This window comes from Actinocrinis sp., assembly GCF_035653575.1.
Lineage (GTDB): Bacteria > Actinomycetota > Actinomycetes > Streptomycetales > Catenulisporaceae > Actinocrinis.
In genome coordinates this window covers 1-10,794 of the sequence record NZ_DASRBQ010000004.1, presented here as the reverse complement: position 1 = coordinate 10,794, position 10,794 = coordinate 1, and the positions used below count along the sequence as shown (strand labels likewise).

10 protein-coding genes, 3 tRNA genes and 1 pseudogene are annotated in these 10,794 nt (G+C 68.1%); 11 read left to right on the top strand and 3 right to left on the bottom strand.

What is annotated here, in order from left to right:
- Window positions 1-123 precede the first annotated feature (123 nt).
- Both VFA06_RS00725 and VFA06_RS00720 read right to left on the bottom strand, forming a co-directional pair.
- Window positions 124-729, bottom strand: a complete 606-nt coding sequence (locus VFA06_RS00725; protein ID WP_324838356.1) for a malonic semialdehyde reductase — start codon at window positions 727-729, stop codon at window positions 124-126.
- 133 nt (window positions 730-862) lie between these two features.
- Window positions 863-2,605: a hypothetical protein gene (locus VFA06_RS00720; RefSeq protein WP_324838355.1), complete on the bottom strand. Its 1,743-nt coding sequence runs from the start codon at window positions 2,603-2,605 to the stop codon at window positions 863-865.
- A gap of 168 nt (window positions 2,606-2,773) precedes the next feature.
- Here VFA06_RS00720 and VFA06_RS00715 point away from each other — a divergent pair.
- The 8 genes from VFA06_RS00715 (at window position 2,774) to VFA06_RS00680 (ending at window position 7,734) form a co-directional block, all read left to right on the top strand.
- Window positions 2,774-2,846, top strand: a tRNA-Thr gene (locus VFA06_RS00715).
- Between the two features lie 65 nt (window positions 2,847-2,911).
- Window positions 2,912-2,987, top strand: a tRNA-Met gene (locus tag VFA06_RS00710).
- A 102-nt stretch (window positions 2,988-3,089) separates the two neighbouring features.
- Complete coding sequence (gene rpmG, locus VFA06_RS00705; RefSeq protein ID WP_324838354.1) at window positions 3,090-3,254, top strand: 50S ribosomal protein L33; 165 nt, start codon at window positions 3,090-3,092, stop codon at window positions 3,252-3,254.
- A gap of 194 nt (window positions 3,255-3,448) precedes the next feature.
- A complete protein-coding gene (locus VFA06_RS00700; RefSeq protein WP_324838353.1) occupies window positions 3,449-3,973 on the top strand; it encodes an FAS1-like dehydratase domain-containing protein in 525 nt (174 codons plus the stop codon).
- Window positions 3,973-4,392, top strand: coding sequence for a MaoC family dehydratase (locus VFA06_RS00695; protein WP_324838352.1), 420 nt, complete (start codon window positions 3,973-3,975; stop codon window positions 4,390-4,392). The genes VFA06_RS00700 and VFA06_RS00695 overlap by 1 nt, the downstream gene beginning before the upstream one ends.
- Window positions 4,389-5,447, top strand: a complete 1,059-nt coding sequence (locus VFA06_RS00690) for a UDP-N-acetylmuramate dehydrogenase (RefSeq protein WP_324838351.1) — start codon at window positions 4,389-4,391, stop codon at window positions 5,445-5,447. Before VFA06_RS00695 ends, VFA06_RS00690 begins: the two co-directional genes overlap by 4 nt.
- An 89-nt stretch (window positions 5,448-5,536) precedes the next feature.
- Entirely contained in the window at window positions 5,537-6,097 is a 561-nt protein-coding gene (locus tag VFA06_RS00685; RefSeq protein WP_324838350.1) for a helix-turn-helix domain-containing protein, read from the top strand.
- A 113-nt stretch (window positions 6,098-6,210) separates the two neighbouring features.
- Window positions 6,211-7,734, top strand: a complete 1,524-nt coding sequence (locus VFA06_RS00680; RefSeq protein WP_324838349.1) for an MFS transporter — start codon at window positions 6,211-6,213, stop codon at window positions 7,732-7,734.
- A gap of 133 nt (window positions 7,735-7,867) precedes the next feature.
- Here VFA06_RS00680 and VFA06_RS00675 read toward each other — a convergent pair whose 3' ends face one another.
- On the bottom strand, window positions 7,868-9,082 hold the full coding sequence (locus VFA06_RS00675) for a pyridoxal phosphate-dependent aminotransferase (protein ID WP_324838348.1): 1,215 nt from the start codon (window positions 9,080-9,082) through the stop codon (window positions 7,868-7,870).
- 222 nt (window positions 9,083-9,304) lie between these two features.
- On the opposite strand from VFA06_RS00675, the gene VFA06_RS00670 reads away from it, so the two are divergent.
- The 3 genes and pseudogenes from VFA06_RS00670 to nusG all read left to right on the top strand — a co-directional run.
- Window positions 9,305-9,377, top strand: a tRNA-Trp gene (locus tag VFA06_RS00670).
- 134 nt (window positions 9,378-9,511) lie between these two features.
- The gene (gene secE / locus VFA06_RS00665) at window positions 9,512-9,889 is read left to right on the top strand and encodes a preprotein translocase subunit SecE (protein WP_324838347.1); all 378 of its coding nucleotides are present in this window, start codon (window positions 9,512-9,514) and stop codon (window positions 9,887-9,889) included.
- Window positions 9,890-10,047: 158 nt separating this feature from the next.
- Window positions 10,048-10,794 (top strand): annotated as a pseudogene (gene nusG, locus VFA06_RS00660) (transcription termination/antitermination protein NusG); the annotation flags it as partial.

Here is a 10,794-nt window from a genome sequence, read left to right as displayed (position 1 = left end):
GCTGTGGCCCGCCGGAATCCGGCGGGCCACAGCGCTTTGCGGGGTTACAGCGTGGTGGGTGGTGGTGCGGCGCTTAGGACGCCCTGACCCTTCCTCGCTCGCTGCTCAGCTGCGTCAGCTGCCTTAGACGGTGGTGACGACCTGCTCGTAGTCGAGGCGCGGGTTGCGCGGGAACCAGGCGTTCTCGCCGGGCTTGCCGATGTTGACCACGACGAGGGTCTTGTAGCCGGAGTCGGCGAAGAACTCGCGGTCGATGCCCTCGGCGTCGAAGCCGGTCATCGGGCCGGCGGCGAGGCCGGCCGCGCGCACGCCGAGGATGAAGTAGCCGACCTGGAGCAGCGCGTTGAGCTTGGCCGTGTCGAAGCGGTGCGGCTGGTCCTTGAACAGCGCCTGCGCGCCCTCGAAGTGCGGGAAGACGGTCGGCAGGTGCTCGTGGAACTCGGGGTCGTAGGCGAGGATCGCGGTCAGCGGCGCGCTGGCGGTCTTGGCCTTGTTGCCCTCGCTCAGGTGCCCGACCAGGCGCTCGCGGGCCTCGGGGGTGCGTACCAGCACGACACGCAGCGGCTGGATGTTCATCGAGGTCGGCGCGAACTTGATCAGGTCGTAGATCGCGGCGATCTGCTCCTCGCTCACCGGCTCGTCGGTGAACGTGTTCGCGGTGCGGGCGGAGCGGAACAGCAGGTCCTGGGCGTTCTTGTCGAGTTCGAGAACCTGGTGCAGCTCGGTCATGGTTTCAACTCCTGTTGCTCGTGCCGGGGGTCGGGTGGGCGCCTCACCCGCTGCAACTCAGTTGAATAATAAACTATTCCGGAGCCTCGTAGTTGAACTCGGGATAGTTGAATTCGGCCCGACCGTGTCCGACCTACCCCAGCATGCCCGATCCGCCCCGGGCCAGCGCGCGCGAGGCGCCGGCCACGATCGCGATGCCGAACGCCCAGCCGAGGTATGGCAGGACGAAGGCCACGACCGCCGCGAAGCCGTGCGACTGGAACGAGTCGGCCTGGCCGAAGTGGACGATCGGCACGAACAAATCCGCAGCGTAGAGAGCCGGGTAGTAGACGACGTGGTCATCCGCGCGGATCTGGGTCGGCCGGTTGACCGCGAAGAAACCGACCGCCGCCAACTGTATCAGAATACTGAAAAACACGGCACGCATCGGCCGGTATCCGTAACCGACCAACGTGCCGAACATCACGCCGACGAACCGGTCCCAGCGCCGGCCGTCGATCCGGCGGACCCGCTCCTTCTCGATCAGGATCGTGCGTGCGTCCTCCTCGTGGCCGAGCGCGCGGTAATACGCAGCCATGAACTCGTACGGCTGTGCGCGGTAACCGGCGCGCTGGCGGCGCAGCAGCGCGAGACGATCCTTACCGGGCAGGTATGGGTCGAACGCGCTGTACGTAAGACCATCGAGCAGTACCTCATCCGGCCAGTTCTCCGGCCCGCCGTCGTTAATCGTCGCCACATTGGCGTGGTAGAGCGTCAGCGGGCCTGAGTCCTTCGCCATCCCGACCAGGTCCAGATGCCCGCCGACTCGAGCGCCGATGAGGCGCACCTCGCCCTTCGCGTGGAAGCCGTGGGTGAGGTAGAACCCGCGCGCGACCTGTATGCCGCCACAGTAGAGAGCGGGGTTGTCCCTGATGCTGGCAAGGTGCGCGTCGCGGAACGAGAGCACGCCGCCGAAGCTGGCGCCGATGAAGGAAACCTGTCCCTCGGTGCGGAAGCCTTTGTCGAACAAGCCGTCGCCCGCGGCTGTGAAGTTCTCGCCCTCGATCGCGACGCCCCACGTGTCACCGATATCGGTGAACTGCGCGCCGGAGAACAAAACCATGCCGCTGACGCACGCGCCGAGCAGTCGCATCTGGCCGCTGACGCGCGCGTACCCGACCAGGAGGCTGCGGCCGATCATCGCACCGCCGAGATTGACCGCCACCGCGCCGGGGTGGTGCAGCTTGCCGCGGATTAGGTCCACGACGGCGCCTACTCGGGCGCCGATGAGGCAGATCGGACCGTCACAATGCAGCGCACGCGCGGCGAGGTCCGTGTCGATCGTGATCTCGTCCAGGTGTAGCGCGAAATCCGGATCGCCGAAGATCCGCGCGTCGTTCAGCTTCAACGAGCCGCGCACGTGCGCGCCCTCGGCCATGATCCGGCCGGTGTGCGAGCCGGTCAGGTCGATCGACTTGGTCACCGCCTCGTCGAAGCGCAGGGTGTCCTCGATCCGGCAGTGCCGCAGGGTGAGCGGCACGTCGATCTGGCCGTGCCGCAGATCGATCTGCCCGACGACGCGCGCGCCGACGATTCGGACGCCCGCAGTACGCCCCGGCACCGGCTTGCAGGCACCGAGGGCCAGAGCCGCGATCACGGCCGCTCGGATCGTACGATCGTCGCCCCACTCGTCCGACTGCGCTGGATCGTCGAGCTCTGGGTTGCCGGACAGGTACTCGACCGTGGCCCCGTAGGGGAATGCCTCCCACAGGCGGCGCTCGGCCCGTGTGAGTTGCGGCAGCCAGCCCGGTATCTCCCCGTCGGCTGACTCGTTCTCGGCGTACGGCCCGCTCGATGCGGCTGTGCTCGCTGTGCTCGCCCCCGGCTCAATCGTCACGCGGGATATCGTGGCGTATCCGGGGCCGCGCTGTCCGCTGGTCGCGGGAGAGTGAGTCCGGGTATTGCGACGCCACGGGCGTCCGGCCAGCTCGGCGCCCGCCGCCACTCGCCCGGGCGAAACCGGATTTCGCTGCGCGCGGTCCGCCGTGTATGGTTTTCCTCGCTCGCCCCAATAGCTCAGTCGGCAGAGCGTCTCCATGGTAAGGAGAAGGTCTACGGTTCGATTCCGTATTGGGGCTCTGTGATCGGCGGCCCGCCCGTGACGTCTTGAACGAGCGTCGCCCGGCGGGCCTTAGTCGATCATGGCGGTGTAGCTCAGTTGGCAGAGCAAGCGGCTCATAATCGCTTTGTCACCGGTTCAAGTCCGGTCACCGCTACCAACACCCGAAGCATGACGCGGGCGTCCGGGGCACCCTGTTCGATCGGGTAGCCTTGTGTAGTCCGCTTATCTGTCTGTCCGTCCGCAAACAGGAGTAGCTCCCGTGGCCGCTACCGACGTCCGCCCGAAGATCACGCTGGCCTGCGTGGAGTGCAAGGAGCGGAACTACATCACCAAGAAGAACCGGCGCAACGACCCGGACCGCCTGGAGCTGAAGAAGTTCTGCCCGCGGGACGGCAAGCACACCATCCACCGCGAGACCCGGTAGTCCGCGCCGCGCGAACCTCGGAAGCCGCCCGCCCTGTGCCGCGATCACCCAGCCGTGATCGAGCCGCGCAGCGCGGAGCGGCTTCTCGTGCGTCTTGACCGAGAGCGATCAGCACAGTCACAGACAGCCCAAAAGACGCGGCGCGCGCCCGAGGCCGCGCAAGCGTGACGAGCAGAGGGGTGACGGGCCGGGCCATGCCGCTGGATCAGTCGTTCGTCGGGCGGACCTATCCGCCCACCGCTCCCTACGAGGTGGGGCGGGAGAAGATCCGGGAGTTCGCCACCGCGGTGCGCGACCTGAACCCGGCCTACCTGGACCCCGAGGCCGCCAAGGCGCTCGGCCACCCCGACGTGATCGCCCCGCCGACCTTCCCGGTCATCATCGCGATCCCGGCGGCCTACCAGGCGGTCGAGGATCCCGAGTTCGGCCTCGGCAAGTCCTGGGTGGTGCACGGCGACCAGCGGTTCGTCTACCAGCGGCCGATGCGCGCGGGGGACCGGATCGAGTGCGTCGTCAAGGTCGAGGCGATCAAGTCGATCGCGGGCAGCGACATGATCACGCTGGTCAGCGACCTACGCACGGTCGAGGGTGAGCAGGTGTGCACCGCGTACGGGCTGTTCGTCGTCCGCCCCGACACCTCTGACACGTCTGACACCTCCGATGCCGAGAGCGTCGGCACGGCCGAGTCCACGGCGGAGGCCAAGGCAGGGGAGTCCTGATGCCGCGTTACGAGAGCCTGGCCGTCGGCGATGAGCTGCCGTCGCAGACCTTTCCGGTGAACCGCACCGACCTGGTGCGGTACGCCGGGGCCGCCGGGGACTTCAACCCGATCCACTGGAACGAGCGCTTCGCGGTCCAGGTCGGCCTGCCGAACGTGATCGCGCACGGCATGTTCACGATGGCGCAGGCCGTCCGCGTCGTGACGGACTGGGTCGGCGATCCCGGCGCGGTGGTGGAGTACGGCGTGCGGTTCACCAAGCCGGTGGTAGTCCCAGACGACGGAGTCGGCGCCAGCATCGAAGTTTTCGGCAAGATCGCCGCTCTGCTCGAGGACAACAAGGTGCGGGTCGACCTGACCGCGATGAGCGCGGGCCAGAAGGTGCTCGGCCGCGCGATCGCCGTCGTCCGGGTGCCATGACCGGCGGATACGAGCACGGCGTCGCGCTTGCGCCGTACACGACGCTGCGGCTCGGCGGCCCGGCCGACCACTTCTTCACCGCGGACACCGACGCGAACCTGGTCGCGGCGATCCGCGACGTCGAGGGGCACGGCGACGATTTGCTCATCCTCGGCGGCGGCTCGAACGTCGTGATCGCCGACGAGGGGTACCGCGGGACCGTCGTGCGTATCGCCACAGCCGGTGTGACCATCCAGGACGGTCTGCTTTCAGTAGCAGCCGGCGTGCCTTGGGACGACGTCGTTGCGCAAGCGGTCGACGAAGGGCTCTCAGGCATCGAATGCCTCTCGGGCATCCCTGGTCTCGCGGGGGCGACGCCTATTCAGAACGTCGGCGCATACGGGCAGGACGTGAGCCAGACCGTCGTCATGGTCGACGCCTACGACCGCGTCACGCAGCAAATGGTGTTGCTGGACAACGCCGACTGCGCCTTCACGTACCGGCACAGCCTGTTCAAGGATGCGGTACACCAAGGCTCCGGTCGTTACGTGGTCACCCGCGTGCATTTCCAGCTCACCGACACCGGCGGGCTCTCAGCCCCGATCCGGTATAAGGACGTCGCGATCGCGCTCGGTCTGGAGATCGGGGAGCGCGCGCCGCTCAAGGCCGTGCGCGAGGCGGTGCTGGAGCAGCGGCGCCGGCGCGGCATGGTGCTGGACGAGGCGGACCACGACACGTGGAGCGCCGGTTCCTTCTTCACCAACCCGATCCTGGAGCCGGAGGCCTTCGCCGCCTTCGAGGCCCGCTGCCAGACGCCTCCGCCGCACTATCCCGAGCCCGACGGCCGGATCAAGGTGCCGGCCGCCTGGCTCATCGATCAGGCCGGCTTCACCAAGGGCTACGGCTCCGGACCAGTCACCCTGTCCACCAAGCACACCCTCGCCCTCACCAACCGGGGCGGCGCGACCACCGCTGACCTGCTACGACTCGCGGCGCATGTGCGCGACGGAGTCGAGGCGCGCTTCGGCGTCCGGCTGGTCCCGGAACCGGTTCTGGTCGGGGGCTTGACTTGGTAGTTATCGCTCACTAACTTATGTGGTGCAGGCGGAACCTCCGCCCGGACGCGCAACAGCAGCTGCGCGACAGCAGTCGAAGGAGGCGGGTCGTGAGCACCCGGATGTCAGCCGAGGACCGGCGCGCGCAGGTGATCGCCGAGGCGATCACGGTGTTCGCCCGCTTCGGCTACGAGGGCGCGACCACGGCCGCGATCGCCGAGCGGGTCGGGGTCTCGCAGCCCTACCTCTTCCGCCTCTTCCCGACGAAGAAGGACCTCTTTCTCGCCGCCAGCGAGAAGAACATGAACGACACGCTGATCCTGATGCGCGAGGCGGCAGGCGGCAAGACCGGCCACGACGCGCTCGACGCGATGGGTCAGGCATATTCGGAGAAGCTGACGTCGCATCGCGAGTGGCTGCTGATGCAGTTGCAGACTTTTGCGGCCTGCTACGACGAGGACGTCCAGCGCCAGACGCGCCACTGCCTGCAGGAGATCTGGGACGAGGTGGAGAAGCTTTCCGGGCTGCCGATCGAGGACCGGGTCATCTTCTTCGCCAAGGGCATGTTCTGCAATGTGATCGCGGCCGCAGGCCGGCTGGACGGCCAGGATGAGCAGTGGACGCCGGTGCTTGAGGCACTCATGGCGCACACCGGCCGCGTTCGCGACTAATTCCGTCGACCTGATCTGACGATTTTCTAGCTTCAGCCTTGACCATTGAACTTAGTGACCGATTACTAGCAACTTAAGTTAGTGACTGATAACTATTCATCGGAGGGGAAACGATGACCGAGACCACTGTCACTGCACCGCCGCTCAACGGGATATGGCACGACGCACCCGCCGTGCACGAGCACCAGGCAACAGCACTCCACGAGGCGCAGCACGCGACGATCGGGCACCCGATCCGCACGTTCGTCATTACCGGCGTCGCGATGTTCATGGCGCAGCTCGACAACCTTGTCGTCACCACGGCGCTGCCCTCGATCCAGAAATCCCTGCACGCCGGGCTCCAGGGCCTGCAGTGGACGATCTCGGCGTACACGCTCACCTTCGCCGTCTTCCTGCTCACCGGTTCCACCCTGGGCGACCGCTTCGGCCGCCGCCGGCTGTTCACGATCGGCCTGAGCCTGTTCACCGGAGCCTCCGTCGTCTCCGCGCTCGCCCCGAACATCGGCGTCCTGATCGCCGCGCGGGCGGCTCAGGGCCTCGGCGGTGCGATCGTCGTGCCGCTGACCCTGACCCTGCTCTCCGCCTCGGTGCGCCCGCAGCGGCGCGGCCTGGCCATCGGCGGCTGGGGAGCGTTGGCCGGGCTCGCGATCGCGGTCGGCCCGATGATCGGCGGCGCGGTGGTGGAGAACGCCTCGTGGCAGTGGATCTTCTGGCTGAACGTGCCGATCGGCGCGGTCATCGTGCCGCTCTCCAGGTTCTGGCTCACCGAGAGCCGCGGCGCGGCGCAGCGCCTCGACCTGATCGGCAACGCCCTGGTGAGCCTCGGGCTGTTCGGCATCGTGCTCGGCCTGATCCGCGGCGGTTCGATCGGCTGGACCAACGCCGAGGTGCTGGGCGGCTTCCTGGTCGGCGCGCTCGCCCTGGCCGGATTCCTGCTGCGCGAGGCGCGTACCGACCACCCGATGCTGCCGCTGCGCCTGTTCCGCGGCCGCTCCTTCCCGCTGATCAACCTCGCGTCGCTGCTGATGTTCTTCGGGATGTTCGGCTCGATCTTCTTCCTGGCGCAGACCTTCCAGCTGATCTGGGGCTACTCGCCGCTGGCCGCCGGCGTGCGGATGCTGCCGTGGACCGCGATGCCGATGGTCATCGCCCCGCTGGCGGGCATGCTGTCGGACCGCATCGGCGGACGCGCGATCGTCGCCGTGGGCCTGCTGTTCCAGGCCGGGGCGCTTGGCTGGCTGGCCGATGTCACCGCGGTCAACACCCCGTACACGCACCTGCTGCCTGGCCTCATCCTCGGCGGCATCGGCAACGCGCTGTTCTTCGCGCCGATCGCGAACCTGGTGCTCGGCTCGGTACGGCGGCACGAAGAGGGCATCGCCTCCGGCGTGAACAACGCGATCCGCGAGTTCGGCGGCGTGCTCGGCATCGCGGTCATGGGCGCCATCTTCTCGGCCCGCGGCGGCTACGGCCCGACCCGCTCCCTGTCCGCCGCGCAGCACTTCGTCAACGGCCTGCAGCCGGCCGTGTGGACCGGCGCCGCAGTGCTGCTGGCCGCCTCGCTCGCGATGTGGTTCGTGCCGAACCGGCGCAAGCAGGCCGACATCGTGGAAGTTTCACAGCCGCAAGCGATCTGACCGCCCGTAACTTTCAGCACAGCAGCACCAGACAGCCGCACCAAGAAGCGGTACCGGGAAAACCACGAGGGCCGGTCCGGCGGGACAACCGCCGGACCGGCCCTCGAACGTCAGCTCTCCGCGAGCGGGCCGGCTACTTCGCCTCGGCCAGCAGCTCCTGGATCCGGGAGACGCCCTCGATCAGGTCGTCGTCGCCGAGCGCGTAAGACAGACGCAGGTAGCCGGACGGCCCGAACGCCTCACCGGGAACCACCGCGACCTCGACCTCGTCCAGGATCACCGTGGCCAGCTCGGCCGAGGTGGTCACGAGCTTGCCGCGGATCTCCTTGCCCAGCACGCCCTTCACGGACGGATAGGCGTAGAACGCGCCGAGCGGCTCGGGGCATTCGACGCCCTCGATCTCGTTGAGCATCTTCACGATCGTCTGCCGCCGCCGGTCGAAGGCGACCCGCATCTCGTGCGCCGCGGACAGGTCCCCGGAAACCGCCGCGAGCGCCGCGACCTGCGAGACGTTCGAGACGTTCGAGGTGGCGTGCGACTGGAGGTTGGTGGCGGCCTTCACCACGTCCGCCGGCCCGGCCAGCCATCCCACCCGCCAGCCGGTCATCGCGTAGGTCTTCGCCACGCCGTTGACCACGACGCAGCGCTCGGCCAGCGACGGGGTCGCGGCCAGGATCGAGACGAACTCGGCGTCGCCGTAGACCAGGTGCTCGTAGATCTCGTCGGTCAGCACCCACAGCCCGTGCTCGTCGGCCCAGCGGCCGATCTCGGCGACCTGGGCGGGGGAGTACACCGCGCCGGTCGGGTTGGACGGGGAGACGAACAGAAGTACCTTGGTGCGCTCGGTACGCGCCGCCTCAAGCTGCTCCACGGTCACCAGGTAGCCGGCGCTCTCGTCCGCGAGCACCTCGACCGGGACGCCGCCGGCCAGCCGGATCGACTCAGGGTACGTGGTCCAGAACGGGGTGGGCACGATGACCTCGTCGCCCGGGTCGAGCAGGGTCGCGAAGGCGTTGTAGATGGCCTGCTTGCCGCCGTTGGTGACCAGGATCTGGCCCGGCTCGAACACCACCTTCGAGTCGCGCACCGTCTTCGCCGCGATCGCGGCCTTCAGTTCCGGCAGTCCCCCGGCCGGGGTGTAGCGGTGGTACTTCGGGTCCTGCGCCGCCTTCACGGCCGCCTCGACGATGTAGTCCGGAGTCGGGAAGTCGGGCTCGCCCGCGCCGAAGCCGATCACCGGGCGGCCGGCCGCCTTGAGGGCCTTGGCCTTGGCGTCCACGGCGAGGGTCGCGGACTCGGCGATCGAGCCGATGCGGTGCGAGATGCGCGGAAAGGGGGACTGGGTCATGGCACGGGCTCCAGCTGTCGTTGCTGCTGTGGTGTGCCGCGGTCTCGGTCGGCCGGCGACACCGCACATCGTTTCATCTCCGGCCGGGTGCTCGCAGCGAGGTTTGCAGAGTAAACACGGCTTGAGCCGTTCGCCGGTACCCATTCGACTAGCCGACTGCGTACCGTCTAGACTTCCGTTGTCCTCGCCGGGGTCCGCCCCGGCAGTGCAGGGCGAACGCCTAGGGTCGTAGCTCAATTGGCAGAGCACCGGTCTCCAAAACCGGGGGTTGGGGGTTCAAGTCCCTCCGGCCCTGCGAGAGGTACAACGAGCAGGCAACAGCCGCGCCAGGGCGGCCTTCACAAGTGAAGGTGGCCCTGGCGCGGCTTGCGTCGTACGCTGTGCGGTGCACGGCGCAACTAAGACGGATAAATCAGGGTGAGGTAGCAGGTGAGCCAGACGCGCAGCGACGCCGAGGACCTGGACGGGGCCTCCGCGGAGGTAGAGCCGCAGGACGCGGCGCCGCGAAAGGCCGCCGGAAAGACCGAAGATCGCGGCAAATCGCGCTCCGAGCGTCGCGCCGAGCGGGTCAAGTCGCGGGCGCGGGCCAAGTCCGCGGACGAGAAGCGGGCCCCGCGCAAGAAGCGGGCCACCCCGGCGCTGTACTACCGGCAGATCGTCGCCGAGCTGCGGAAGGTCGTCTGGCCGACCCGCACCGAGCTGGGTACGTACACCTCGGTGGTCATCGTCTTCGTGCTGTTCATCATCGCGATCATCGCGCTGTTCGACTTCGGCCTGACCCACGCCGTCCAGGCCGTCTTCGGCTGAGCCCGGCGTTCCGCGCGCTGCGTTTACCTTGCGCTTCCCGCCATGCGTGGTCCGGCACGGCAGTTCGCCTCGCCGTAACCGGCTAGTCTGGAACCCGTGAGGTGTGATGTCGACGCGCAGCGGCGTGTCGCGTCCCACGGTGCAGACGCGAGCAGAAGGAAGTAGAGGCCGCAGTGTCCGACATGACCGAATCGGCGCAGTACGACGAGCGGGACCCCTTCGCGGCCGATCCCGGTCTCGGTCTTGAGGCCGAGGAATCCGTCGAGACCGCGCCGGCCCCGGCCGAACAGGCCGGGGACGTGCCCGAGCCGGAGACGCCGGTCGGGCTTGACGAGTTCCGCGAGGCGCTGCGCCGGGCCCCCGGCGACTGGTACGTCGTGCACTCCTACGCGGGCTACGAGAACCGGGTGAAGCAGAACCTGGAGACGCGCATCCAGTCCCTCAACATGGAGGATTTCATCTTCCAGATCGAGGTGCCGATGGAGGAGGCCGTCGAGGTCAAGAACGGCCAGCGCAAGAAGGTCAAGCGCAACAAGTTCCCGGGCTACGTGCTGGTCCGGATGGACCTGACGCCGGACTCCTGGGGCGCGGTGCGCAACACCCCGGGCGTGACCGGCTTCGTCGGCAACGCACACGAGCCGTTCCCGCTGACCACCGACGAGGTCGCCAAGATCCTGATGGCCGACCAGCCGCAGCCGGACGGCGCGCCCAAGGCCCCGGTCGAGGTCAAGGTGCTCGACTTCGAGGTCGGCGACTCGGTGACCGTGATCGACGGCCCGTTCGCCACCCTGCAGGCGACCATCAACGAGATCAACGCGGACTCGCAGAAGATCAAGGGCCTGGTGGAGATCTTCGGCCGGGAGACCCCGGTGGAGCTGTCCTTCACCCAGATCCAGAAGAACTGA